This window comes from Cohnella sp. 56 (assembly GCF_037963805.1).
GTDB lineage: Bacteria > Bacillota > Bacilli > Paenibacillales > Paenibacillaceae > Cohnella.
This window is the reverse complement of sequence record NZ_JAZDQE010000010.1, coordinates 222519-248754: the sequence shown is the minus strand read 5'-3', so window position 1 is coordinate 248754 and position 26236 is coordinate 222519. Positions and strand designations below refer to the sequence as shown.

The 26236-nt window shown below is 58.9% G+C and carries 17 protein-coding genes; 1 reads left to right on the top strand and 16 read right to left on the bottom strand.

Annotation, left to right across the window (positions count from 1 at the left end; genetic code table 11):
- Positions 1-8: 8 nt before the first annotated feature.
- The 7 genes from VQ071_RS18325 to VQ071_RS18295 all read right to left on the bottom strand — a co-directional run bounded on the left by VQ071_RS18325 (position 9) and on the right by VQ071_RS18295 (position 10465).
- Positions 9-677, bottom strand: coding sequence for a carboxylesterase family protein (locus tag VQ071_RS18325; RefSeq protein WP_340515567.1), 669 nt, complete (start codon positions 675-677; stop codon positions 9-11).
- Positions 674-2905, bottom strand: coding sequence for a GH92 family glycosyl hydrolase (locus VQ071_RS18320; RefSeq protein ID WP_340515565.1), 2232 nt, complete (start codon positions 2903-2905; stop codon positions 674-676). The genes VQ071_RS18325 and VQ071_RS18320 overlap by 4 nt, the downstream gene beginning before the upstream one ends.
- A 16-nt stretch (positions 2906-2921) precedes the next feature.
- Positions 2922-5366: a beta-mannosidase gene (locus VQ071_RS18315; protein WP_340515564.1), complete on the bottom strand. Its 2445-nt coding sequence runs from the start codon at positions 5364-5366 to the stop codon at positions 2922-2924.
- Positions 5367-5392: 26 nt separating this feature from the next.
- On the bottom strand, positions 5393-6247 hold the full coding sequence (locus tag VQ071_RS18310; protein WP_340515563.1) for a carbohydrate ABC transporter permease: 855 nt from the start codon (positions 6245-6247) through the stop codon (positions 5393-5395).
- Positions 6244-7161, bottom strand: a complete 918-nt coding sequence (locus tag VQ071_RS18305; RefSeq protein ID WP_340515562.1) for a carbohydrate ABC transporter permease — start codon at positions 7159-7161, stop codon at positions 6244-6246. Before VQ071_RS18305 ends, VQ071_RS18310 begins: the two co-directional genes overlap by 4 nt.
- An 86-nt stretch (positions 7162-7247) precedes the next feature.
- Positions 7248-8537 (bottom strand): ABC transporter substrate-binding protein, encoded by a 1290-nt coding sequence (locus tag VQ071_RS18300; RefSeq protein ID WP_340515561.1) that lies wholly within the window; start codon positions 8535-8537, stop codon positions 7248-7250.
- A 158-nt stretch (positions 8538-8695) separates the two neighbouring features.
- Positions 8696-10465 carry a cache domain-containing sensor histidine kinase gene (locus VQ071_RS18295; RefSeq protein WP_340515559.1) on the bottom strand — a complete coding sequence of 590 codons (1770 nt, stop codon included), beginning with the start codon at positions 10463-10465 and terminating at the stop codon, positions 8696-8698.
- A 113-nt stretch (positions 10466-10578) separates the two neighbouring features.
- Here VQ071_RS18295 and VQ071_RS18290 point away from each other — a divergent pair, with 113 nt between their 5' ends.
- Positions 10579-12123, top strand: coding sequence for a response regulator transcription factor (locus VQ071_RS18290; RefSeq protein ID WP_340515558.1), 1545 nt, complete (start codon positions 10579-10581; stop codon positions 12121-12123).
- Between the two features lie 96 nt (positions 12124-12219).
- Here VQ071_RS18290 and VQ071_RS18285 read toward each other — a convergent pair whose 3' ends face one another.
- The 9 genes from VQ071_RS18285 to VQ071_RS18245 all read right to left on the bottom strand — a co-directional run bounded on the left by VQ071_RS18285 (position 12220) and on the right by VQ071_RS18245 (position 26186).
- The gene (locus VQ071_RS18285) at positions 12220-14496 is read right to left on the bottom strand and encodes a glycosyl hydrolase (RefSeq protein ID WP_340515556.1); all 2277 of its coding nucleotides are present in this window, start codon (positions 14494-14496) and stop codon (positions 12220-12222) included.
- A gap of 110 nt (positions 14497-14606) precedes the next feature.
- Positions 14607-15599, bottom strand: a complete 993-nt coding sequence (locus VQ071_RS18280) for a carbohydrate ABC transporter permease (RefSeq protein WP_340515555.1) — start codon at positions 15597-15599, stop codon at positions 14607-14609.
- Between the two features lie 24 nt (positions 15600-15623).
- A complete protein-coding gene (locus VQ071_RS18275) occupies positions 15624-16535 on the bottom strand; it encodes a carbohydrate ABC transporter permease (protein WP_340515554.1) in 912 nt (303 codons plus the stop codon).
- Positions 16532-19141: a DUF5696 domain-containing protein gene (locus tag VQ071_RS18270; protein WP_340515553.1), complete on the bottom strand. Its 2610-nt coding sequence runs from the start codon at positions 19139-19141 to the stop codon at positions 16532-16534. The genes VQ071_RS18275 and VQ071_RS18270 overlap by 4 nt, the downstream gene beginning before the upstream one ends.
- 36 nt (positions 19142-19177) lie before the next feature.
- Positions 19178-19798: a Yip1 family protein gene (locus VQ071_RS18265; RefSeq protein WP_340515552.1), complete on the bottom strand. Its 621-nt coding sequence runs from the start codon at positions 19796-19798 to the stop codon at positions 19178-19180.
- Complete coding sequence (locus tag VQ071_RS18260; protein ID WP_340515551.1) at positions 19779-21260, bottom strand: NHL repeat-containing protein; 1482 nt, start codon at positions 21258-21260, stop codon at positions 19779-19781. The genes VQ071_RS18265 and VQ071_RS18260 overlap by 20 nt, the downstream gene beginning before the upstream one ends.
- Before the next feature lie 11 nt (positions 21261-21271).
- Entirely contained in the window at positions 21272-22144 is an 873-nt protein-coding gene (locus VQ071_RS18255; protein WP_340515550.1) for a carbohydrate ABC transporter permease, read from the bottom strand.
- A gap of 2 nt (positions 22145-22146) precedes the next feature.
- On the bottom strand, positions 22147-23019 hold the full coding sequence (locus VQ071_RS18250) for a carbohydrate ABC transporter permease (protein WP_340515600.1): 873 nt from the start codon (positions 23017-23019) through the stop codon (positions 22147-22149).
- Positions 23020-23162: 143 nt separating this feature from the next.
- On the bottom strand, positions 23163-26186 hold the full coding sequence (locus tag VQ071_RS18245) for an extracellular solute-binding protein (RefSeq protein ID WP_340515548.1): 3024 nt from the start codon (positions 26184-26186) through the stop codon (positions 23163-23165).
- Positions 26187-26236 lie beyond the last annotated feature (50 nt).

Genomic DNA, 26236 nt, shown 5'->3' with positions numbered 1-26236 from the left:
AGCCGCTCTTAAGCTCCTTCCGAATCCGGATGCGGCCTGGCTTGCGCCAGCAGCCAGTGATACAACTCATCGCCGGCGAACGGCTCCGTCCAGCAATCGTGTCCGGCGTCCGGCAGCAGGGTCAGCATCGCCGCGTTGCCGCTGCCGCGCACCGCTTCCACGAGATGCTCGGTCAGATATGGCGGCACCACATCGTCGAGCGCGCCATGAAATGCCCAGATCGGCAAATGCGACAGGCGCCAGGCCCGCCAGGCCATGCCGCCGCCGCAAAAGGGCGCGAGCGCCGCGAACCGTTCGGGCAGCTGCAGCGCCAGCTCCCAGGCACCGAAACCTCCCATGCTGATGCCGGTCAGATAGATGCGCGATCTGTCGACGCAAAGTCGTCCGCACAGGACGTCCAGCAGTTCGGCCGCATCGCTCAAATGCCAATACCAGTCGGATTCCTCCGGGCATTGGGGCGCCGCCGCGACAAACGGGAACGAGCGGCCGGCCGCCAGCTCCCTGGGCAATCCGTGGACGCTCAGCTTGTCCAGATCAGCGCCCCTCTCCCCCGCGCCGTGGAGAAAAAAGACGAGCGGCCAACCGCCCGGCGGCGGCGTCTCATAGCCGTCGGGCAGCGCCAGCAGGTAAGGAAGCGGACTGTCGGCGCCGGCCTCGTTGTGAAGCAGCTTCATCATATGCGCTCGCCTTCCCCGCCGGCGGCGGACAGCGAATAAGGCAGCGCCGACGCCGGGTACGGCTCCTCGGACGGCGCATCGCACATCTCGAACCGAATCTCGGCTCCGGCCGCCAGCTCCTCGTGCGTGAAGTACAAATGGGGATGCAGCTCTCCGTTCAGCCTGGTGCTGCGGACGTACTTGTTGTCCAAGCCGTTGTCCGCCGCCTCGATCCGAATCTTCTTGCCGTTCTCCAGATGGATGCACACGCGTGCGAACAGCGGACTGCCGATGACATATTCCGGTACGCCCGGACACAGCGGGTATATGCCAAGCGCGCCGAACACGTACCAGGCGCTCATGCTGCCGTTGTCCTCGTCTCCCGGGAAGCCGTCCGGACCGGCGCTGAACAGCTCCTCCATCGCCCGGCGAACCCAATATTGCGCGCCCGCCGGATAACCGATCGCCGTATACAAATAAGGAATGTGGAAGCTGGGTTGATTGCAGAGCGCGAACTGGCCGAAGTCGATTGCGGCCATCTCGGTCATCTCGTGAATCTCGACCGGATAGGCGCCGATCTTGAAGTCCGGCGCCATTCGGAACAGCGCGTCCAGCCGCTGCTTGAAGGCGCCGCTGCCCCCGGCGAGCGCCGCCAGCCCACGGACATCGTGCTGAACGGCCCAGCTGCACTGCCACGGCCCGCCCTCGCAATAGTCGCCGCCCCAGGCAATCGGGTCGAACGGCTCCCTCCAGCCGCCCTCCGCCAATCGCCCCCGCATGAACCCGGTCTGCGGATCGAATAGCTTGACATAGCCGCGCGAGCGTGCCGTCAGAAGCTCGCTGTCTTCCCGCTTGCCCAGCTTCGCGGCGATCTGCGCGATGCAGAAGTCTCCGTACATATAATCCAGCGTGTTGTTGACGCTCTCATGGTAACGGTCGCTCGGCAAAAAGCCGTACCGCAAGTAATCGGACAGTCCCCTGCGCCCGAGCGCCGGCGTATCCGCCTCCTGCATCGCATGCTTGCGCAGCCCTTCGTATGCGGTCTCCAGATCGAAGCCCCCGATATTTTTGACGGCGGCGTCGCCGAACACCGCATCGATCAGCGTGCCGGGCATGATGCTGCGCTCGCCAGGAGATGCCCACTTCGGCATCCAGCCGCCTTCCTTGTATACGTTCACCCAGCCTTGCAAAATCTCGCCCAGCACCGTCGGAGCCAGAATCGACAGCAGCGGGTATTCCGTCCGGTACGTGTCCCAATAGCCGTTGTCCGAATACATCGGACCGTCGTGAACGCTCCCGTCGTAAGGACTGTAATGCTTCATCTCGCCGGACTCGTCATATTCGTACCATACCCGCGGGAACAAGCTCGTCCGGTACAGGCAAGTATAAAAGGTCTCCAGCTTGCCCCGGTCCTCGTCCTCCGCCTCGATCCTGCCGAGCGTGCGCTCCCAGACTTCCGCCGCCTCCGCACGGACCTCATCGAACGACCGCTCCCCGATCTCCGTCCGCAGGTTGCGTTCTGCCTGCTCCAGACTGATGAAGGAGGTGCCGATGCGGACGTTTACGACGCCCGATTCGGGCCGTGCAAGCACGATGGAGGCGCCTACGCGATCGCCCTCCCCGCTCCATTCGGCGGTCGGTTCATAAGACCGATCGAATACGCCGGATTGCACCGCGTCCACATCGCAGTCGAATTCAAGCGTGTAGTACAGCGCGAATGAAGCCGGAGCGCCATGGCTGTTGGCCCGCGTATAGCCGGTTACCCTTCTCTCCGCCGGCACGATGCGAACGGATGACTCCCCGTCGAACGGCGCCAGCACGAGACGGCTCGTCTCCTCCGGCCGATGGTAGCGAAGGCGGAGCGCAGCGCAGCGGACGGTCGGGGTCAGCTCGAGCTCGGTCTGATAGCGGAGCAGCTTGATCCGGAAATAATCAGGTCTGACGACCATGTCGTCCGGACGGAATGAGGAGCCGCGGGTGGCCGCCGACGGAAACGGCGCGCCGGATTGCGGCAGCAGCGTCAGATGACCGTAGTCGCCCATCCAGGGACTCGGCTGATGCGTGAGCCGCATGCCCTCGAACAAGCGGTGAGACGGGTGGAAGAACCAGCCCCCTCCCGCCTCGTTCGTCTGCGGACTCCATGCTGCCATGCCGAACGGCCTTGCGGTCAACGGCAGGCAGTTGCCGTTGGAGTAGTTCATGTAGGACGCTGTGCCTTGCAGCGGATTTACATAGTCCAGCCAAGCCATAGGTCAAGCACCTTCCTTAAACGTAGTCGATGGTGCCGATATTGTTCAAACAGATCGGCGCGGCAAGGAAGTCCGCAGGCATCGGTCCATGAACGACAATCTCCGCGGTCTCGCCAGCCCGCAGGTCGAAGTAGTTGTCCGATATCGTGCCGGGCACATTGGGCAGACAGACGTCCTTGGCAAAAACGTCGCTGGTCAGCGAGTAGCGGCGTTCGCCGTTCTCGCCGCGCGCTTCCTTCACGACGAGGCGGGCCGGGCGCAGCGCAAGCTCATGCGGCTTGCCGACGAGATAGCTGCTGCGTGCCAGCCGTGAGCCGGAATGATCGTACAGACTGACGAACAGCACATGACGCGAAGGATTCAAGACATCCGTCTTAAAGCCGCCGATCCGCGTCGAGCGGTGTCCCTTTCCTTCGGCCGCATACGCCGCGGCATCCACAACGGCTTCCGTCGCGATATCGTAAACCTCAACGACTGCCCGCCCCTGGAAATCCCCCCGGTCATGGACCAGGTAGAGCTCGGACTCCGCCGCGCCGGGCGGCCGCTTCAGAAGCGCGCCCGGCGACTGGAAGCTCCGCTTCATATAATAGTAGGAAGGCTTGCGTACCTTGTCATAATCGACGATCGACCAGCTGATCGAGGGCCACAGGTCGCTCCACTGCCACACGAGCGCGCCGGAAGTATCCGGCATCCTCGTCACCCAGTGCTCGACGCCCAGCCGAAGCGCGTTCGCCTGCATCAGCTGGTTGACATAGACGAAGCCGGCCTTGTCCGCAGGCATGTAGTAGTCGCCGGAAGTGTAATACAGCAGGCGCTGAATGCCGTTCGGCGACTTCTGCATCGCGTCGAACCGCTTGCCCCGCAGGCTCGATGCCGCATCCACCTTGTCCATAATTCGCATGGACGGATACGATTGCATGCCGAATTCGGACAGGAACCGGCCGTTGACGCTTAAGTATTGCTCGTAAGGAACGACGCCGCCCCATACGCCCCAATAGTGCTGGTCTCCGTAATCCCCTTCCAGCTTTGTGCTGTTGAACGTGAGACAATACGGGCTTGACGGCCAGTAAGGACGCAGCTTGTCCTTCGCACAGACGTCGTCCAGCACCTCAAAGTAAAGCTTTTCGCCGTACCCCTGCTTGCGCTTTTCCCGGCTGCGCTCCACGAACACTTGATTCTCGTTGTTGCCGCACCACAGCGCGATGCTCGGATGAGCGCCGTATTCGGCGACGATAAAGTCGGCCTCGCGCCGTACCAGCTCGCAGAAAGCCTCGTCGTCCGGATAATCGCCGCAAGCAAACATAAAGTCCTGCCAGACGAGGATGCCCATCCTGTCGCATAGGTCGAAGAAATCGTGATTCTCGTAATTGCCGCCGCCCCAGATCCGAACCATATTCATATTGGCGTCCGCAATCGCTTCAAGCTCGCGCCGGTAATCCTCGGCGGTGTCCAATCCCGGGAACAGGGTCAGCGGAATCCAGTTGACGCCCTTGCACAGTACGGGAATGCCGTTCACTTCGATAATAAACTTGCGCCCCTGCTCGTCGTAAGGCATGGAGATGTTCACCTCGCGCAGGCCCGCCGGGCATTCGGCGGAGACGGACGCTCCGCCTGCCTCGACGACAACCTCCAGCCGATACAGATGCGGATCGCCATGCCCGATCGGATACCAGCGCTTCGGACGCTCGACGCTCAATCCGGCACAATAGCGATGCTCCCCGGACTTCAGCGTCAGCGGCTGCTGCGTCTGCGCGCATAGCTGTCCGCCATCGTACAAGCGAAAGGTGAAGTTCGCCGCCGTCGAAGCGGCCAGCTTGGCGTCTACCGCTACGCTGACGTTCAGCAGCGCCAGCTCATCCGACAGGTGACTGATCTCGTAAGCCGGCTGGAACGCGCGGATCGAAGCGTGGCCCTCCACGCGGACCGCTTTGTGGATGCCCACGGTGACCAGCCTGGCGCCCCAGTCCCAGCCGTAGCCGTATTGCGCTTTGCGGCCGAACAGGCGAGCCGGAATGCCGTTCCAGAGCGTGAGCTTGTCTCCGAATTCGCGCTCCTTGCCCTGCAGGGTCGCCGTCGGCGACTGGATGCGGACGACCAGCTCATTGTCCGCCTGCGCCGCCGCTTTGATATCGAAGCGGTACGTCAGGAACATATTATCCGTCCGTCCGAGCGCCACGCCGTTCAGTTCAAGCTCCGCATAGGTATCCACGCCTTCCAATACCAGCTCCAGCGCCTCGCTGCCGAGCGCCTCCTCAGACAGGCGGAACTTGCGGCTGTATATCCAATCGTCGTGCTCGACCCATTCAATCTTGGATTCGAGCAAAGTGTCGTACAAGTTAGGCAGCAAGCCGGCCTCCATCAGATCCTTCTGCACGAAGCCCGGCACGGATGCCCGGTAACGTTCGCCGCTCCGTCCGTTCTCAAGCCCCCAGGCTCCGTCAAGCGAAATGCTGAACATCATGAACTGGCTCCTTCGTCGTTATTGATTTATTTGACGGCGCCGTCCGTCAAGCCGGCAATGATGAACCGCTGCAGGAACAAATACAGCAGTATCGTCGGGATCATAATCGTCACGATGCCGGCGGTCATCATGTTCCACTGCGTGCCCCGGTCGGTCGCAAAGCTCATCAGCGCGGTCGTAACCGTCTTAAGCGACGACTTCGGCATGTACAGGTACGGCGTGAGCAAATCGTTGTAGATGCCAACTACCCGCAGGATGGCGACGGTCGCAAAAGCCGGAACGAGCTGCGGAACGATAATGTTCCAGTAGACGCGGAAGTAGCTCGCCCCTTCCATCCTGGCGCTCTCGTCCAGCTCGCGCGGCACCTTTTCGATAAATTGGGTGAACAGATAGATCTGTACGATATCCGCGGCAAGATAGAGCACGATACCCGCATAGATCGTATTGTACAGATGCATGCTGCTGATGATGTTGAATACGGACACCTGGGTCGTCAGGCCCGGAATGAACATCGGAATGATGAACAGCAGCATGATGTACTTGCTGTACTTAAGGTTCAGACGGGCCAGCGCAAAGGCGACCATGGAGCCCATCAGCACGCTCCCCACCACCGAAGTGACGACGAACAGCATCGTATTGCCGAACGCGCGGGGAAGATTCGCATTTTTGAACAGGAACAGGTAATTGTCGAAGTTGAGGAAATTGTGCGGCAGGCTGATCGGACTCGTGTTCAAGTATTCCTGGTTGGTCTTGAACGAAATGACGAAGGCAAAATAAAGCGGAAACAGCACCATAATCGTCAACAAAATCAATACCGTGTAATTCAATACTTTGACGGCGGCATTTTCCCTCAAGCCGAAGCTCTTGTTGGCGGATTTCATTCGGATGCCTCATTTCTGCGAAGCAGCATGCGCTGAACGCCGACGACCAGCAAAATGAGAATCATCAGCATGACGCCCATCGCGGCTGCGCGGCCAAACTGCGAATATTTAAAAGCAATGCTGAGCGTCCGGGTCATCAACGTATCGGCGATGCCTCCCGGCCCGCCGGTCGGAAAAGTAATAAGCGATTCTCCGTAAGCCTGCAGCGATCCCGTAATGCCGAGAAACAGCTGGAGCTCGATGATTCGCGTAATATTCGGAATGGAGATGTAGCGAATGGCCTGAAAGTAGCTGGCGCCGTCGATTTCCGCCGCTTCGTACAGATCCCGGGGGATCGATTGGAGCGAACCAAGGAAGATGATGACGCCGAGCCCCAGTCCTTTCCACAATCCCATAAACGCAAGAGACAAATTCAGCGCATAGCTGTTCGGAAGGAAGTGGATCGGATCGAGTCCGATTTTCTGCAGCAAAAAGTTGATTGGACTCGCCTGGTAGTCGTACAGGAGCGTGAACAGGTATACGACGGCTGCGCCGTTCAAAATGAAGGGAAGCGCGATGACCGATCGAAAAAAGTTTTTGGCTCTGATCTTGCTGTCGAGCACCACTGCAACATAAAGTGCGATGGCAAGCTGAACGAACATCATGGCGACATATGCCAGTGTATTGCGAAACGCGTGCATGACCGTCTCGTCACGGGCCACCGACTTGTAATTGTCGAAGCCGACATAATGGAAGTTGTTCGACAGTCCGTCCCAGTCGCTGAAGCTCAGCTGGAACAGCCGCACGGCGGGATAATAGCTGAACACGATCAAAAAGGCCAGAGGAACGAAAAGAAACAACGTGCCGAGAACGACTCTTTCGGTGTTTTCGCGTTTCATGGATCCCCGTTTTTTAAGCTGCAAGGCTTTGTTCATGTGTCGGTTCTCCTTCTTGGGCGCCGGAAGAACAAAAAGCGGGGGCGCCATCGGGCACGGCGCCCCCGCTTCTCCTGTCCAGCCTATTATTTCTTGGCGTCCTGGAACTGCTTGTTCCACTTCGCGATCAGACCGGCTTGCTTGTCTTTTTTGGAGACGATGTATTCTTGCAGATTGCCTGTCATGTTGATGTTGCCTTTGTTAATGATGTCCTGAATCTTGGAGGAGGTCGGCGACGACGTGATGACCGGCAGTCCGGAGGAGAGCAGTTCGGTCACATAGGCGGGCGGCTGCGCGTTCTTGTCCGAAGGAATCGAGCCCGTGGCGATCGCGAAGCGGCCGTTCTCGATGCAATATTTGACGAACGCTTTCGCCAGATCCGGATTTTCCGTGTTTTTGCTGATGAACAGCGACCCGTCCGGACCGCCCGATATCGTCTTGATGCCCGGGAACGGGAACATGCCGATATCCTCGATGTTGGCGCCGTTATCCGCCAGCTGCGACGGGTACCAGGTGCCCAGATACGCCATTGCCAGCTTGCCTTGCGCATGCAGGCGCTTCTGATTTTCCCAGTTGGCGGACATCAGATCGGGCTCCAGATATCCCTTGTCGTTCATCTGGGTCAGGAAATCGAGTACCGCGATCGAGTAGTTGTCCTCGTTGTACAGCGTATCGGAATCCGCAAGCTTGCCGTACCAGTCAGGGTCGCCGGCCATCTCCATAGGCAGCGTCGCGGTGTAGTAGCCGACAGGCCAGCCATCCTTGTACGACGTCGCGAGTGCGATGATCCCCTTCTCCTTGAGCTTCTCGCTGTCCGCGAGCATCTCGTCGAGCGTCTTCGGCGCCGTCGTGATGCCGGCTTCCGCAAATGCCTTCTTGTTGTACACGATGCCTTGATAACCTGCGGAGATCGGGATGCCGTATACTTTCCCGTCTACTTTGTTATAGTCGTAGAACGAGATCGTATCCGCGCTGAAGCCCAGATCGTCCTGCGGCAGATAGTAGTCCGGCATTTTCTCGAGCGGGAGATCCGGGATCGGGATGCCGACGTCGGGCAGTTCGTTGGCGGCCGCGCGGGTCTTGAGCGTATTGCCGTCCGTGATGCCTTCGATCTCGACCGATGTGCCGGGGTGGAGCTTTTCGAATTCGTCGGCCAGATCCCGGATGGTCGAGTCCGCTTTGTCCGTGCGGTTCGTCGCGAATACGATCTTGCCGCTCAGCTTCGGTTCGCTATTCGACGCGGATGCGGCTGACGATGGATCGGATGCCTCGCTTGCGGACGGAGATCCGCTCGCATTGTTTTTGTCGTTGCTGCAGGCTGCCAAGAGCCCTCCGAGCAGAGTGAGTGCCGCAATCGTGGATGCTGTTTTACGCATTGTTTTTCCCCCAACCGATGATTTTGGTTCGTTGCTTGTGCGCATGCTTGATCTGACGTTCTTATCGTAACCTGTCCTTTATTTGGGCAACATGGCTTACCTTCGTCTTTCTTAACCTGAATTCAGATCATTCGCTTGATTGTGCGATATGCCTCGAATTAATCGCGGAGCAAATAGGGGAGCCGGATGCTCATCGTGGTTGCTGTGCCGGCCACGCTGTCGATCCGGATGCCGAACTCATCTCCGTAATACAGCCGGATTCGTTTGTTTACATTTTTAAGTCCGATGCTGTGACTTTCCTCGCTGTCGTCCTCGATATATTGTCGAAGCCGCCGCAGCTCCTCCTCCTCCATGCCCGTGCCGTTATCTTGCACCTCAAGAATGATATCATGGCCTTCTCTGCGTCCGCGGATGTCCACCCTGCCGCCCTCTTCCTTGTTCCGAAGACCATGATAGATCGCATTCTCGACCAGGGGCTGCAGCATTAGCCTGGGCACGACAGCGTCCGCAAGCTCGTCCGGGATATCCAGCTGTATCCGATACAGATCTTCAAACCGCTGCTGCTGAAGTTTGATGTAGTCTCCGAGCAACTCCACTTCTTCGCCGAGCTTCACATAGTCTCCCTTCGAGCTGATGCTGTACCGCAGGATTTTGCCTAGCGCCTGTACCATCTCGGCCGTCTCTCTGTCTTTGTTGATGATCGCCATCATCTGAATCGACTCCAGCGTGTTGTACAGAAAATGAGGGTTGATCTGATATTGCAGCATTTGCAGCTCAAGCTCTTTTTGCGTCAGCTTCTCCAGGTATACTTCATCGATCAGCTTCTTGATCTGCTTCGCCATCTTGCTGAAGTTGTTGGAGAGGACGCCGAACTCGTCCTTGCGATCCTCCAGCGTCCCCTGGCTGAAGTCGCCGAGCTCCATACGCTTCATGTGGGTCATCAGCCTGCGGATCGGGGCCATGATGTTGACAGTGAGCAGCAGGAGCAAAAAGGTGGTGGCCAGCAGCACGGCGCCGGTCACGATCAACACAAATCGCGTTGTCCGGTTCAAATCCTTGTACAATTCCTTCTCCGGAACCATGCTGACGAGCGTCCAGCCAGAGAAAGGCAAATGGTGCCTGCTCACGATCCAACCGTTGCTGCGGGAGATGTCCCGCCCCGAATGGATGACTGCCTTCATATCGTCCGGCGCCGGCTTCATCATATTCTGCTTCTGGTTGTCGTACACGGTCATGCCGTCCGCGTCGATCAGTTGGATCCGCTGAGAAGGCGTGAGGATCGTCGGACGCAAATACTTGTCCAGCTCGTTGACATTCGTATTGATCCGCATGACCCCGAGCGTCGCAGGCTGCAGATAGTCCACGATTGCCCGCGCCACGGAAAAGGTATATACCGGCTGGCCGTTGCCGAGCGTCGACAGTACCCTCGCGCCGATCACGACAGGCTTGCCCCCGCTTTGGATCGCTTGAACGAACCAGGCTTCGCCGCTCGGATTATAGCCCGCCTCGATGTTGCTGTCGTCGTAAAAAGCCGAGTCGTTGGCCCCGTTGATATTAAAAATAAACTCCGATTCGACGCTTCGCTTGAGCTCGTACACGTTGCTGTAAATATCGTTGAACGCGACCTTGAGCTGATAATCGAGCGTATTGGTCCGATTGTATTCGGCCAGCAGCTCCATGAAGGAGCTGTCGTTGCGGTTCAATACATAAGGAAGCTTGAGCAAGCCGCTAATATCCGTCAGATACTCGTCAATTTTGTTGCCGGCCTGTACATTGCTTTGGCTCAGCACATTTAGAGTCATTTGTTGTTTGTCATCGTAATAGTTCCTATAATTAACGAAAGACATCAAGACGGTCAGCGCAAAAACGAACCCGAACACGAACATCAGCTTGCGGAACAGCGGGACATTGTTGAACAGCTTCAGCATCGGCATCTCCCCCACGGACGGATATTTCTGATACTAGAAGATAACCCGTCCTTTGTAAACGCGGCAAGCAGGCGCGAGCGCCCGTCCGATTACCCGAACGGAGGAAGCAACAAATGAACATTTACATCGCGGAAGACGACAAGATCGTACGGCGCGGGCTGCGGGAGATCGTCTCTGCGCTGGATCCCGGCTATGCGATCGTCGGCGAAGCCAGCAACGGCCGCATCGCGCTCGAGGAGATCCCGGACCTGGGCGTCGATCTGGTAATTACCGATATTAAAATGCCCGCCGTGGACGGAATCGAATTGATCCGCCGGCTCAAGGACATCCTGCCGTCCGTCAAAATCATCGTGCTCAGCGGCTTCAACGAATTCGATTATGTGCGGGAGTCGCTGCGAACCGGGGCCGTGGATTATTTGCTTAAGCCGATCGATCCGCTCAAGCTGGGCGCGCTGCTGGCGGAGATGGAGGAGGCGATACGGCTCGAGAAGGAAAAGGAGCAGGCCCTCCTCACCCATCAGCAGCTCATTCGCCATTTATCCTTTCTGAAGGAAGAATACCTGCTTCAGCATCTGTCGAAGCCGGACGCGAATCCGCGTCTGATGCTGCCGTTCATGAACGACCTGCTGGCCCTGCGCATCGATCAGTACTTGATGATTCTCGTCTCCGCCGAGCAAGCGGACGGGGACGAGACGGATGTCCGCAGCATACAGACACTGCTGGAGGCCAGCTTCCAGGAGGAGATCAACTGCCTCGTCACCAGCCATGTGCTGAATGCGCGCGAGGTGCTGTTTCTTGTGCTGGGCAGCGCCATCAGCGCCTCTTCTTTGCTCCAGCTGTGCATCGTCAAGCTCTACAAGGGCGTCAGCAACGGCGAGCTGAGCCCCGCAACCTTCGGACTGAGCCGCGTCTACGGGAACTTCGAGCAATTCCGGCAAGCCTTCCAAGAAGCGTCTGTCTCGCTCTCCCAAAAGTATTACTGGAAGGACGAGCCCATCATCTGCTACACGCCCGCGTTTGAACGGGCCGACACCGATACCGATACCGATCCGCTCCGGTCCCCCAAGCTTCAATCATTGGTCAATCTTGTTAAAGTGGGCAACGCGGCCAAAGCCCGCACGGAGTTCGAGGAGAGGCTGGCCCAGCTGGAAGCCTTGAAGCTGACGCCGGACAAGCTGAAGCATTCGCTCAGCCGACTGATGCAGGCGCTTGTCGATGGGGAACCGGATGCAGAGACGCTGTCGCGCATCCAGGACTCCGATTCTTACGAAGAGACCAAGGCATACCTGCTCGATCGCTTCGATCGCCTGCTTGGCGGCCTGGAAGGCAAATCGGACAAAAATCGCGCCATCGAGATCGCCAAAGCCCATATTGCCAAAAACTACTTTATGGACCTCACGCTCAAAACGCTGGCCGATCTCGTATATTTGAATCCGAATTATTTCAGCGAGCTGTTCAAGTCGAGTACGGGCAAAAACTTCGTGGACTATCTGACGGAAACCCGGATCGAAGCCGCCAAAAAGCTGCTGGCCGACGCCGAGCTGAAAATCTACCAGGTGGCCAGCCTGGTCGGCTATCAGGAGACCGTATCGCTGAACCGCGCCTTCAAAAAAGTAACCGGCATCACACCCGGCGAATACCGGAATCATCTGCTGTAACGGAAAAACCGAAGGGAGACGGCCATGTTCGCCGCCGCTCATCCCCTTCGGTTTTCCGATCAAGTATTCAGCCTTGCAGCCTGCAATTTGCGAAGGTCAAGGCGTGAGCCGCCACTGCTGATTGGACGTATTGTTCGCGTCGTACAGCGAGACATTGGCTCCGTTCGCCGTCGAAAAGCCCTCCACATCGATCGTCCGGCTGCCGTTCAGCTCTGGCCGCAGCGATACGGAGCCGTCGGCTGCGAACTCCAGTCGCCAATGCTGGCCCGGATTGTCCAGATAGCTCCATTGCCGGATATTCGTGCCGTTGGCATCGACCAGGCCCGCTACGTCGACCGCCTTCCCGCTGTTCTCGTTGGCGATTCGGAAGTAGCCGTTCGCCAGCGTATCGAAGCGCCAGCGTTGACAGAGGCAGCCGTTGTCTTCCCATTGTTGAATATTGCCCCCGTCGGCCAGTGACGCGCCGTTCACGTCCAGCGCCTTGCCGCTGTTGACGTTGATCAGCTTGAAGTTGCCGACCGGCTCCAGCCGGAACTGCTGGGCGGTCGCCCCGTTCGCCGACCATTGCTGGATATTGCCGTTGTCATCGGTGCTGCCTCCCGCGACATCAAGCATCTTGCCGCTGTTGCGGTTCTCCAGATTGTAGTAGCCGTCGCCCAGCGAGATGAGCCGCCACTGCTGATTGGCCGTATGGTTGTCGTTGTACTGGATCACGTTGGCACCGTCGTTGGTACCGAAGTTAAGCACGTCGAGCACCAGCTGACTATGGTTCGCCCGAACGACGAAGTAGCCGTCGCCCGTCGGCTCCAGACTCCACCACTGATCCGGGTTGCCCGCATAGCTCCATTGCGCCACGTTCGCACCCGGATTCGGATCGACGCCCGGCACGCTTATCGCTTTTCCGCTGTTGCGGTTCACGATCTTGAACAGCGGATAGCCATTGTTGCTTTTGACGCTCGTATAGGTCTTGATGTTAGGCAGTTCGTCCTTCGTGATGACATATGGACTGTTGAACACGTGAACGAGATGGTCATGGCTGTTCTGCACGCCGTCGGTCAGGAAGTCGCCGGGCCAGGTCATGAACCAGCTCCAGTCGGCATGATAGACCGGCAGCAGATCCGGGTCCGGAATCGGTCCGTTCTCGGCGAGCGCGACGAGCTTGCGGTTCTGACCCAGCGTATTGATGCTGTCGTAAACGCTGCTGAGCGGGTTGTAGTCTCCGGCCGCAGAGTAGACGTCCGCCGAGACGATGTCCACGGAGGCATCGCCAGGATACCAATCCGGGTTGCCCGAATTCCAGACCCAGATCAAATTGTTCAATTGGTGGTAGTTGGTCAGCCGATCGTACAGCAGCTGATACAGCTGCTTGGCAGGACCGGCTCCCTTGGCCCCCCACCAGAACCAGCCGCCGTCGGCCTCGTGGAGCGGCCGGAACAGCACCGGCACGTTCGCGTCCTTCAGCCTCTGCAGTTGAACGGCGATCGCATCGATATCGCGCACGATGTCCTGATATTCCTGTGACGACGGGTGGCTCATCGCATAGGCGACATCGAACGTCGAAGCATCGGTGTAAAAGCCCCTCCACCATTCCTTGCCGGGCTGGTCGATCAGACCGGACGGCGCGTTCCAATGCCAGTACACCGTCACGATCCCGCCCTGCTGATCCCATGCGAGCGCCTGATCGATCTGGTTGGACGTGGCGCCGCGGGCGACTCGCGACGGCGAGTAATCCATCAGGTCGAAGCCTGCGATCGCCGGCAGCTTGCCGATGTTGGTCTGCAGCCAGTCGACGCCGGTCATATCCGCTTGGCCGGACAGGATATGCGTCCCGTATTGATCCGCCAAGTAATTCAGCAGCGAGCGTACGGCCGGCGAAGCGCCCGGATTGACAGGGACGCGGTCGATCACATGCGGCGCCGGCGCCGGCGATTGTTCCAATCGGATGCAGTCGATGTCGTAATACCCCCAGTCATTGCTCAGCGTGATTTGGTTCGTACCCGCGTTCAACAGGATTTTGCCGCCGGCCATATCTACAAAGTCGGCGCTCTGCGCCAGCACGAGCTCGCCGGCGGATTGTCCGTTCACGGACAAAGCGGTATTCTTGTTCGAGAACGGGGAGCGGTATCGAACGGTAAGCGTATACAACTGCCTGGACGGTACGCTCACGGTAAACGCGACGGAATCGCTCGGATCGTCGAAGCCCGTCACATAACCGCTCCCGGAGAATCCGCTTCCCGCACTCGAGACGCTGACGCCGTTCAGAGCCGCATCCTCCGCTTCGTACGTTACCGGGGCTGCCGCCGCGCGGCTGCTCATATCCGGCAACAGCGAGATCCATAATGCGATGACCAAAAAGATCAATCCTTTTTTCATTTCCGTTCCTTCCTCCTCATTGTCCAGTATGTAGCCGCTTCCTGTTCGGATTTAATGGACAGCCTCACCTCCTTTGCGGGGGGATGCGGGCAGCAGATGCCGCCCGCCGCTTAACCGACTACGCCCGTCCGCTCCACGCTCTCGACGAAGAAGCGCTGGACGAACAGGTAGAGCAAGATCAACGGCGCGATCGAGACGAGCACACCGGTATCGACGATCATGGACACGTAGTTCGGGTCAGGCCGATAGCTGGTGTCATTGACGCCGTAAATGCCTGCCAGGTAAGTGCCGATGCCGGACGCGAGCGTCGTCACCTTGTTGGAGATCAGATCGATCTGCCCCATGAACATCGAGCTGTAAAACGTATCGTTCCACTGCCAGACGAACGAGAAAAGCATCACGGTGACGATCGGCGGAATGGCGTTGGGCAGCATGATGGCAAAAAACGTGCGGAAGCCTCCGGCACCGTCGATCAGCGAAGCCTCTTCGATCTCCTTCGGAACCCCGCGGAAAAACTGCCGGAAAATATAGATGTACAAGCCCGACTTCAGGCCGTTCGCCGTCAGCGCGGTGATCGCGCTCGGCCAGAATGTATTGATGAGGCTGATGCCGTCTTTGCCCGTCAACAGCCCGATAAGCCCGAAGACGTCAAAGTGCCGGAATTGCAAGTACATCGGCACGATCATCGTCTGTGTCGGCACGAGAATGGTCAGAATGACTAGCGCGAATAACACGCTGCGCCCCCGGAACTCGAATCGGGCAAAGCCGTAGCCGGCGAGCGCGCAGGAGATCGTCTGCAGCAGCATCGTCAGCCCGCTAACGATCAGCGTGTTGCGCAGCGTCACCCCATAGTTCATGACATGTACGGCCGCACGGACGTTGTCCCAAGTGAAGTGGCGCGGGATGAGAATAATCGTCGGATCGTACAGATCGGTCTGCGATTTGATCGAGACCGCGATTTTGAGCAGGATGGGATACAGAATGACAAAGCATATTCCCGCCAGCAGGATGGCGCGGAACAGCTTCCAGGCCCACTGCACTCCCTTGTTCCTCCAGCGGATCGATTTCAGCTTGTAGTCGAGTAGATAGGCCGATTTGTCCACGGGTTCCCCTCCTTTGCCGCCGATTCAATTGTGATAGAATACCCGCCGCGAAGTGATGATGCCGATGGCAAGCAGGATGACTGCAATCATGCCCGTATACAGCCATGACATGGCGGAGCTTAACCCGAAGTTGAGCGAGGCGAACGCGGTCGAGGTGATGGCGGTCGTCACCTTGCTGTCCGAAAAGGAATCGATAATCGTATAGATGACATTGGTGAGAATCAGCGGACTGACCATCGGCAGCGTCACCTTCCAGAATGTCTCGTAGGCGGTGGCGCCCTCCATCTTTGCCACCTCGTACATGGATAAAGGAATGGACTGCAGCGCCGCCAGGAAGATCAGAATTTGCACGCCGGACTTGCTGATAATGTCGTAGATGCGGCTGACCGCCCCGGTGATATAATCGATAAACGACTCCGGCATGCCCGACTGAAGCAGAATATCCTCCAGCCTGTAGCTCGCCAGCATCGCAGCGGCACCGATCGTCTTGTCTCCGTCCTGGGCCATCCCGGTATTGCCGGCTTGCGCCAAAAGACCGGACAGCTCGGCGGCCGCTATCGCTCCCGACGCCAGAATGACGGGCAGGAACAGCATGGCGCGAACCATCGCCCTGCCGCGGAATTTCTGATTGACCAGCACAGCCGAGAACAGGCTGAAGAACAGGATCAGCGGCACGTTCACGATCATGTTGACGACCGACTCCGTCAGAATCCGGTTGAAGTTCGCGTCCACGTACAGCGCATCCAAATAATTGCGCCAGCCGACATAATCGAGGTGATAGCCGGTTGCGACGACCGTCAGCTTGCTGAAGCTGAAGCGAAGCGACTTGGCAAGCGGAATGGCGAACAAGAACAGAAAGCCGAGCACCCAAGGCAGAATAAATATCCAGCCCAGCGCAGCGCGTCGTCTTGCCAGTGTCAGCAGCGGCCTGTTCATGAGCCTTCCCCCTCTCCGACCAGGAAGCTTTTGGCCGGGACGACGATGCCGTCCGCCCGATAAGCCGCATCGGTATAGTTGACGACGATCGTGCGCCCGTTGTCGTAACCGGTCTTGTACACGCCCTCCTGCAGCTTCTCATAGCTTGACATGCGCGCGCCGCGAACGCTTTGCAGCGCTTGCGCAACCCGGGCGTACAGCTCGGCGGCCGTATCGGCCCAGTCCTGGAAGCCAATCGAATACCAATCGTCAAACGCGGTGTACTTCGTCTTCGAGGACGGCGCGTCTGTCAGCAGAAAATGCGGACTGGCTCCGTATTCCACCAGCTTGAGCAGCTGCAGCTCGGGATCTTGCTCATCACCGAGGTTCATCGCTTCACCGGCATAATCGACATAGCCGTGCAGCACCATCTGATAGAACGGTACGGTCTCGTCTGCCAGATTGAAGCCGCTGCTGCCGAGCGGTGCGTCGACGATCTGCGCCGCATAGGGGAGCGCATAGGCGTTACCGCCCGCGACCAGCAGGTCGGGCGCCGTCCGGCTGAGCGCGGCAATCTGCTTGACGACTTCCGCTTCGGCTGCTTGCCGGTCGTAGGTGCGTCCGTCCCGGTAGTCGGAGTGCAGATCGTCCCCCAGATCGCGCAGCGACAGCCCCGGAATGCCCAGCCTTTCATACGCTTTTGCGAAGCTCTCCGCATATGGAGCCAGCCGGGAAGGCGACAGCAGGTAATACGGCTTCTTGTCGGCGGTCTGCCGCATCCTTGCCAGGTCGTACGGGTAACGCTTCGCGGGGTCCTTGGTGACGAAGCGGGCCGCATCCTTGGCGGGAGAGAACGCGCCCCCGTCCTGATATACTTTCTGGAATGCCACATCCGGATAGAGCCGGCCACCCGCCTGGACCACGCTGTCGGCAAGAGACTTCAAACCCGCTGCACCGCCGATCGCGCCGTCTACGGACAGGTGCGTCGGGACCTTGTGGTTCACGCCTTTGTTGAACCAGCCCAGATATCGCAGATTCACATTCCCGACTTGCTTGTCGTTCAGCTGCGACACCATCGCCCCGGCTTGCCTGAAGGTCGTGAGCGGTTCCATGGATGCGTAAGGAATGCCCAGCACAGACTTCCGAATCGGAATGTCTCCCGCGACATCCAGGAAAAAGGGCAGCGCTCCGTTCGCGCCGCTGCGCTTCGCGTCCGTCGGCTGCTCCCCGCCGAGCAGCCGCGCCCGATACATATCGGCCATGCCGCCGAGACTGGCTTCTCCGTCGTATAGAAACCCGTAACGGACACTCATATTACCCTTGTACCGCGTTGCCTGCACGAGTTGGACCGTATTGAGCCGCGAACCGGTCCCGGGCATCAGTACGCTGTCCTCGCTCCTGAGCAGGAAACTGCCGTAGATGTAGTTGTAGCTGTTCAGCTTGCCGCCGACATCGGCTTGGATGCTGGCCATCGCATCGCCTTCTTCAATGATGCCGACCAGCGCGCGCTCGCCGCTCTTGATGCCGAATACCGGCAATCTGGCCGTCTCGCTGATCTGCGGCCGGTTGCGGTCGCTGTTGGTCAGGTCCGCACCGTACAGCCGCTGGACGTATGCATCGTCCTTCGTCTTGCCGTTGTTCAGATGAATCAGACTGCCTGAGCCGTCGGGAATCAGCATATATCCTTCGTCCGAAGGGCCGGCCGCACCCATGAACCGCAGCAGCTCCAGACGGGTCAGCTTGTTGCCCGCCGACTCCTTCACATCCTGGCCGACGATCGTTGCGACGAGCTGATTGCCGTCCAGCCGGTATTCGACCGGAATCATGAACGACGGCCTGGCGTTAGCCGTCTGCTCCGTCACTTGGTTCTCTTCGTTGTCCTGCCGCAGATCCTCCTCGGTGTAGCCCGCCTCCTGGAAGTCCTTCACGACCCGATCCAGCACGAGTCCCTTGCTGAGCGACAGATCGAAGCGCTCGTGAATGCCTTGGTCATTGAGCGGATACTGGCGCAGCAGGTACTTGGCCTCGGACTCGGTCAGCTTGTCGGTGACAAGCGTGCGCATCCGCTCCTTGCTGATGAGCTTGGGCAGTGCGTCGATCCCTTTGGAGTTGTCTCCGAACGTATACTCGACCCGGATGCCGCCCGGAATGGAAAAAACCTCGAACTGCTTTTTGCTGACGCTGTCCGTATACGACAACAGTGTCACCCGCGTGTTTTTCACGTCCAGATACGTCAGAGATACTTGCGAGGCCAAGGCATCCTTCTCGTACGAAGAAGCGATCGTATCGGCATCCCGGTGCTGCGGATTGGAGAACCATACCTGCCCGTTCTGCGCATCCCGGACCGCGATCTCGGCCGTGCTCCGATTCAGATACAAGCCCAGACGCCCGTTTTCCGCTACCAGATCCATACCGTCCACCTGCGCTGCCCCATTCGACGCGAGCGTCGCCGCCGGCGCTCTCGCCGCCTCGCCGGATGTCCGGACGTCCGCGATGCCGTCCGCTTCCGCGGCATGGGCCGTCTGCCGTTCCTTTTTTTCCGGGGCGAAGGAGCCGGACAACGCGGCTACGCCGCCGGCGAGCAGGACGGCCATGAGGGCGGCCGCTTGTATTCGTCTTGCGCGCATGCTTCGCTTCCCCCTTATGTTTGCTCAAGGCTCAACCTAATTGCGATACTCGTATTCCAGGTACAAATTGTGCAGGAAGTCGATCATCTGCTGCACCAGCGTAAAAAACAGCAGCGCCAGGAAGATGATAATGCCCATCACGATTAAGGTCAGCAGCATCGTAAACACCGTCTTGCCGACACTGTACTGATGCACGGTCATCGTCCCGACGAACAGCAGCCAGGCGCACCAGACCGCCGCGATCGAGTTCAGCAAGTAATAGAAGGCGACCTCCTGCTGCACCATCGCATGGCTGGCGATCGTCGTCGGCACGTAGATCAGAATGAGCGGCAGGACGGCATAGGCCGTCGCCTTGACGATCTCGCCGAACTTCCCCTCTCCGTCCATCAGCGTCGTCATCGACCAGTTCGAGACACACCAGAGCGCCAGCGGGACGAGGACGTACAGCGCCTCGCTCAGGCTGTTGTAATGACGCATATCCGTGTAATTGACCAGGTATCCGCCGTATTCACGCTGTGCGATCCGGGCCAGCACGAGCAGCGCGATCAGCAGCGCCGCCACCTTGAACCGGCCCCGCCCTTCGAACTTGATGTCCCAATAGCCGTCGAACGGATGAACGATCAGATGCAGCGGAAATTTAATGAAATCCTGTCTCATGCGCACCTCTCTTCCCCATTCGCCGTCTTCGAACCAGCCTGTAGGCGACGATTGCCGCCAGCAGTGCGAGCAGGCTCGCGAAGCCCGCCTCGAAGTGTTCGCGGACGAATGCTTTGCGATACCGCTTGTAGGCGGCAGAGTAATACGTCCGGTTCATGCCCAGCTTGAAGCTATGCATGGCTTCCTTGTATTGTTGGTTCCGCAGCTGCGCCTTGCCCAAGCCGATATAAGCGAGATCGTAGTTGGAATTGAGTCTTAGCACCTGCCGCCAGCCGGCAGCCGCCTCCTGGTCCTTGCCGTCGAAGTGCAAGCCTGTCGCCCTGTCGACCAGGCTCCCGAACAGCGTCTCCTGGAATACGTGAATACGGGCCTTGCCGCTGTCAAGCACATAGATGCGGTCCTGGAAGGCGTCAAGCGCAACCGGCTGCTGGAACGTGCCGGCCTGCGTGCCCATTTGCCCGAACACGTACAGCAGATCGCCTTCCCGGTCGTAAGTGAACACGCGCCCTCTGCGGCTGTCGAGCACGCTGTAGATGCCTTTGTCCCGAACAGCGACGTCGACGAGATTGCTCGGCCCGCCGTTAACGCCGGTATTACTGTAGCGAAGGTCGCCGCTGACCGAAAAGTAACCGAGACGCTTCAGCGTGTCTTCCCCGGACGGATTCAGCCGCTTGACCAGATGTTCCGAGTTCTCGTCGACGTTCGTAGCATATACGAACCCGCGCTGATCGAGGGAGATTCCCGAGAACTCCGTCGGCACGAACAGGATCATCTTGTCCCGCTGCGTCTTTGTAGAGAGCGTCTTCCACAAGTAATCCTCGGCATTGAAGCTGACCTTGTTGGTGCCGACATATCCCATGAACGTCCCGTCCGCATCGAACTGCAAGATGCCCTCGAATGCGCCCTGCGCAATGACGAACACCCGGTTCGAACGGTCGACGGCCAGCTTGAGCGGGATAAACTTGAAGCCATCGCCGAGCAGGTCGGACTTCGGATTCGCGATCGTACGCACCAGCTCGCCGCCGGCGCCGATCGCCACGACGCGCGAGTTGCCCGTGTCGGCGACGTACACGGTGCCGTCCGGCGCCAGCGCCATCCCGCCCGGCTCGTTCAGACGATCCTGCTTGCCCCCGTTGTCGAACGCGTCGATCGTCCGCTTCGGCTGCAGATCCCGATCCAGCACAACGATTCTGCTATTGCCCGAATCGAGCACGTATACGTCTCCGGCGGCATCGACGACGAGATCCTTCGGCTCGTTGAAGGCGCCCAGGCCCAGACTCTGCCCTTCGACCGTCTTGACAGGCAGGTAGGGAGCGGGAGACTTCACATCGTCCATCCAGTAATTGTAGGTATAGCTCTCGTACGGCACCGCGGCGTCAGCCTTCCCGACGGCCGGGACGGTCAGGAGTGCGCCCGTCAGCGCGGACAGGCAGCCGAGTGTCAGCCATCGAATCGCTCGCATATGCTCCCCTCCTAATCCTTCATCCCGGAGGACGCCATCGTCTCGATGATGCGGCTCTGAAAAAGTACGAACAGGACGATCGGCACAGCCATGAGCAGCAGCCCGACCGCAGCTCCGACGCCCGAGCGGGCAATGCCGCCAGCCGCAATCTGGCCCAGCGCATAGTGCAGCGGCTTCAGCGATTCGTTGAATATAAAGCCGTTGCCGTCCGTTCCCCAGAGCATCTGGAACAGCAGAATAATCAGCGTGAACCAGGCCGGCTTGACGTTCGGCATAACGACCGTCCAGAAAATCCGGTATTCGCTGGCCCCGTCGATTTTCGCAGCCTCCAGAATGGCATCGGGAATTTGCTCCATGAACTGCTTCATGAGATACAGTCCGAGCGGGAAGGCAAATGCAGGCACGATGACGGCGGCGTAAGTATTGATCAGATGCATCCAGGAGACGATCATATAATTCGGAACCGCCGTCACCTGCGCCGAGAACATCAGCGACAGCACGACAATGGAAAACAGCAGCTTCCGTCCGGGAAACACAAGCTTGGCCAGCGGGTAGGCCGCTGCGGAAGCCAGCAGCACATGTCCGACAATACCTGCGCCTGTGATGAACAGTGTGTTGAACAAGTATCGGGAGAAGGGCACCCAGGACGTGCTCATCAGCGACGACAGATCGTAGAAATTGTCCAGCGTCGGGCGGTGCACGAACAGCCGCGGCGGGAACAGGAACAGCTCGTCAAGCGGTTTGAATGCATTGTTGACCGTGTATACGAGCGGGACGATCATGAATACCCCGGCGACGGCCAGAAAAAGGAACAAAGAAAAGCTGCCCATGAAGGACCTGTTGACGCGCTTGCGGCGAATGAACAGAGCGGCTGCACGGCTCATCGTTAATCCCCCACTTTGCGCAGCATTTTTTGGATCAGGATATTGGAGCCTACCATGACCATGAACAGCACCGTCGCGATCGACGAAGCATACCCCATCTCATAGCGGATGGAGCCATAATCGATCAGATGGGTGACGACCGTCTCCGCGGCATAATTGACGCTCGGGAACCCGGCCAGCGCCATCGATACGTCCGCGACCGCGAAGGAGGTCGTAATCTGGATCACGGCACCGAACATGAGCTGCGGCTTCATCGAAGGCAGCGTGATGAACCACAGCTCCTGCCAGCGGTTGCGCACGCCGTCGACCGCTCCTGCTTCATACAGCGTACGGTCGACCGTCTGCAGCCCGGCGATAAAAGCGAGGAAGCCAGTGCCCAGACTCAGCCACAGCTGAACCACAATGAGAATCGGCAATATGAACTGCGGATCCTTCAGCCACAATATCGGGTCGTGCAAAATACCGACTTGGATCAGCCAGCCGTTCACGATGCCGTAGCGATCCCCGGAGAACATGATCTGCCAAATGAAATAAAGATTGCCCGATATCGACGGCGCATAGAAGACAAGCGTCATGAACGCCCTGAGCTTCGGGGGCATGTCGTTGATGAGCCAGGCGAACAGAAAACAGGCAATATAGCTGACAGGTCCCGTGATGACGGCGAACAGCAGCGTATTTTTGAGCGCAATCAGAAAAATGTCGTCGTCCAGCAGCAGTCGTGAATAGTTTTGAAAACCGACCCAGTGCGGCAGCTGCAGCATGTTGAAAGACGTGAAGCTGAGCAGAACGGACAACGCGACTGGCAGTATGGTAAATAAGGTGAACAACAGGAAAAAAGGAGCGAGCAGCAAGTATGCATGCTTGTTCTTTTTCATCCCCCGCAGCAGCCGCCCCAGGCGTCCCTCCGTTCGAAGAGAGGCCTGCGTCCCAGGCTGTTGACTGTCGATAGCCGCTTGTGGCTGCATGTGACCTACCCTCCTCGCGAACTGTACGGCCGACTCGCCGATCGCTTGAATCGTTAATTCGGCAGCTTGAACTCTTCCCGCTTGTGCTTGATCTCTTCCTGGATATAGTCTACCGATTCGTCCAGCGCCTCGCGGGATTCCATGCCGTCGTTCATGACATGGTAGAACGCGTTGATCACATAACGGCCCGTGAAGTAACCGCCGGGCACTTCAGGAATGCCCCTGACCCACTCGGCCTGCGCCATCAGGTTGTCATAATCCTGCTTCGGCCAGGGCAACGATTCGAAGGACTTGAGATTGGCGGTCGGATACCGCGCCGCGGCGCCGAGCAAGCCTTCCATCTCCCGTGCGAACCGGGTCTGGCTGCGCTCGCTCGTCCACCACTTCATGAACGACCACGCCGCATCCTTGTCATGCGCCGCGCTCATCATCAGAACGGATGTACCGCCGCTCGGGACGTCCCGGCGAATAACCCCGTCGTCTCCCTTCACGCCCGGTACCGGCGCGAAGCCCCACAGGCCCTTGATCTCGGGAGCGAATACGGACAACTGGTTGTACGCGGTAAAGTCCGCAATGCCGATCGGCGTCTCTCCCGTGCGGAACCGATTGGCGAAGTCGTATTCCTTGGTCAGCTTGTAGTCTGTATAATAGTCCGTCCATTGTCTGAATGCGCTTGCCGCCACATCGGAATCCAGAGCGGACCTCCTGCCTCCGTCCCGATAGAATTCGCCGCCCTGCTGCATGAGCAGCATGGAGAACATGGCATTCGGAGCCAGGTTCTGTACACTGTTCGACGCGATGCTCTGTCCGTCCACCGCCGGCAAGGACGCGATTGGCTGCGGCAATCCGAACTCCATATGGTTGCGGTTCAGTACCGGCAGCATATCCTCGACATCCTGCCACGTCTGCGGGAGAGACAATCCCAGCTCTTCAAGAATATCCTTCCGGTAGAACAGCATCGGGTAGGACTGCGTCTCGGGCAGCGCATAGACGCCGTCTGCGTATCGGTACGGAGCAAGCGCACTGTCCCGGAAGCGCGCCGCGACATCCCCGTAGCCCGGGAACTGCGAGATGTCCTGGACAGCCCCCCGCATCGCATAGTTCAAGGGAAGATCGTTGCCCGCGGGCGAACCGGATGCGTTGCCGATCTGGATCGCTACGTCCGGTCCTGCGCCCGACAGCGTAGCCGGCAGCAGCACATTGATCGGGATCAGCTCCAATTTGACATGGATGCCGGTATCCGCCGCGAATGTATCGTCGATCATGCCTTGGATGATCTCGGCCTGGTCCCGCCCCGTGCCGACCCACACGGTCAGATCCCGTTCCGGCTTAGCGCCGGCGGTGCCGGCTTCCCCGATCTCGTTGTAATCGATGGTGAACGAATAGTAGAATTGCAGGGCCGAATGCTTGAGCTTCTTCCAGAAGGAAACCTTCGCTGTCGGCAGGGCGGCCTCCGGCGAAGCGACGTAGAGGGAGTCGATCGTCAACGGCTGCTCCGACGTCTGGAGAATCCAATCTCCGAGCGCTCCGATATTTGCCTTGAAGGAGGCCAGACGCTTCGGAATGGATTCGGGATGCTTTTGCAGCTGGACCAGCTGGTCGGCCATCGTCTCCAGTACAGCCTGCTTGTCGCTTCGCTTCCCGGACAGCCGCTCCATCCGGTCGGCCGCTTCGGCTAGCCGCTCGTGCTCCTCGGAGAGCGCTTGCACAAGTCCCGGCAGCTTGCGATCGGCCTGGTAGTCGCGGAACGGGTCGGGGGTGGTGCCTGTCAGCATAATAATGCGGCGATAAGCCTCATTGAGCCGAACCAGACTCGCCTTGACCTCGTTGATGATCGGAGCCATGCCCCCCAGCGTGACTTCCAGACGGATCGAATGCTTGCCTTTGGCAAGATAGAAGCGATAGGGCTGCTTCCCGCCCAGCACATTCGTTTTCCAGTCGCCGGAATATTCAAAAGCAACCTGGTTCATTTCTTGAAACGGAACCTCGCCGTCAAGCATCAGTTTCCGCGTGACATTCATGCCCTTCAGCGAATTTTGCTTGGCTTTGATGCCGATTGTATACAAGCCCGACTCCGGGGCGTCGAATTCCCATTCAATCCAATCTCCCGGCACGCGCCAGTTGTTGCCGCCGATCGTATTGAGCAGCATGGCGGATGCGCTGTAAGGCGTAACGGCGGGGCTGGAATGATCCGAGATCGGATACAATGAGGGAGAAGATTTGAATGCGGCGCGCTCCCCCTGAATTTCGATTAGCGTCCGGGCATCTGCATCCCGCAGTCCTGTCGCCGCGTAACCGGCGGCCAGATCCTCGTATGCCGGCGGTTCCGGCGCCTTGAAAATCCGAATCTGCCCGATCACGGCCGGCTCGCGTCTGGAAACGAGCGTGACGCGATGAGAACCTGCCGAAAAGTAAAACGAGAAAGGCCTGTCGTGATACCCCTGCAAATCCGCAAGCGTTACTTCTTGCCATCTTGGACGCTCCACCTGCTCCGGCCTCCGTTCGCTGCCGTTGGCGAGCTTGACGGGATCACGCGTCTCATCCGCCCAGACCCGCGGCAATGCCAGATTGTCCGCTTCGACAAAAGGCACCTTGCCGTCCAGAAGCAAGCTTCTTTGTATCGAGGCGCTCTTGCCCGCAATCGGGTAGTAGGCAACCTCGATCTGGTACAAACCTGCCTCCTGCACGTTCACATCCCAGGAGATGGAGCCCTGCTCCGTCGTCAGAACAGAATGGCCTGCTCTGCCTTCAAAGTCCGTCTTCAGCTCCGGCGTCATTCCGTCGGCAGCGGAATAGCCGGCTCCCTCCAGCGTTATATTCCGGTCCGGATGCGGCTGGTCCGCGTGCTTGCTCAGATAGGCGTCGTAATCTTCCCCTTTGGAGGCCTCGTACAAGAGCCGTTCGACATCTTGATCCGCGTCGTTCAAGGCAGATTCGGGCAAGGCCGCCAGCGTCGCACCTTTGACGTCGCCGCCGCTGGCGAAGCCGGGCGGCCAAGCCCCTCCCAAGGCGATGATGATGCTTGCGGCAAGCGCCGCGATCGTCCGCCGCCGCCATACGCGTGCTCGATTTGCCATTTCAGCGCCTCCCTCCCTCGCGAGCGTGTTGCCTGCTTGCGCAGGAGAAG

Excerpts from the sequence above, each read along its gene's own strand:
- VQ071_RS18325 (WP_340515567.1), bottom strand. The coding sequence starts at position 677 with ATGATGAAGCTGCTTCACAACGAGGCCGGCGCCGACAGTCCGCTTCCT.
- VQ071_RS18320 (WP_340515565.1), bottom strand. The coding sequence starts at position 2,905 with ATGGCTTGGCTGGACTATGTAAATCCGCTGCAAGGCACAGCGTCCTAC.
- VQ071_RS18315 (WP_340515564.1), bottom strand. The coding sequence starts at position 5,366 with ATGATGTTCAGCATTTCGCTTGACGGAGCCTGGGGGCTTGAGAACGGA.
- VQ071_RS18310 (WP_340515563.1), bottom strand. The coding sequence starts at position 6,247 with ATGAAATCCGCCAACAAGAGCTTCGGCTTGAGGGAAAATGCCGCCGTC.
- VQ071_RS18305 (WP_340515562.1), bottom strand. The coding sequence starts at position 7,161 with ATGAACAAAGCCTTGCAGCTTAAAAAACGGGGATCCATGAAACGCGAA.
- VQ071_RS18300 (WP_340515561.1), bottom strand. The coding sequence starts at position 8,537 with ATGCGTAAAACAGCATCCACGATTGCGGCACTCACTCTGCTCGGAGGG.
- VQ071_RS18295 (WP_340515559.1), bottom strand. The coding sequence starts at position 10,465 with ATGCTGAAGCTGTTCAACAATGTCCCGCTGTTCCGCAAGCTGATGTTC.
- VQ071_RS18290 (WP_340515558.1), top strand. The coding sequence starts at position 10,579 with ATGAACATTTACATCGCGGAAGACGACAAGATCGTACGGCGCGGGCTG.
- VQ071_RS18285 (WP_340515556.1), bottom strand. The coding sequence starts at position 14,496 with ATGAAAAAAGGATTGATCTTTTTGGTCATCGCATTATGGATCTCGCTG.
- VQ071_RS18275 (WP_340515554.1), bottom strand. The coding sequence starts at position 16,535 with ATGAACAGGCCGCTGCTGACACTGGCAAGACGACGCGCTGCGCTGGGC.
- VQ071_RS18270 (WP_340515553.1), bottom strand. The coding sequence starts at position 19,141 with ATGCGCGCAAGACGAATACAAGCGGCCGCCCTCATGGCCGTCCTGCTC.
- VQ071_RS18265 (WP_340515552.1), bottom strand. The coding sequence starts at position 19,798 with ATGAGACAGGATTTCATTAAATTTCCGCTGCATCTGATCGTTCATCCG.
- VQ071_RS18260 (WP_340515551.1), bottom strand. The coding sequence starts at position 21,260 with ATGCGAGCGATTCGATGGCTGACACTCGGCTGCCTGTCCGCGCTGACG.
- VQ071_RS18255 (WP_340515550.1), bottom strand. The coding sequence starts at position 22,144 with ATGAGCCGTGCAGCCGCTCTGTTCATTCGCCGCAAGCGCGTCAACAGG.
- VQ071_RS18250 (WP_340515600.1), bottom strand. The coding sequence starts at position 23,019 with ATGAAAAAGAACAAGCATGCATACTTGCTGCTCGCTCCTTTTTTCCTG.
- VQ071_RS18245 (WP_340515548.1), bottom strand. The coding sequence starts at position 26,186 with ATGGCAAATCGAGCACGCGTATGGCGGCGGCGGACGATCGCGGCGCTT.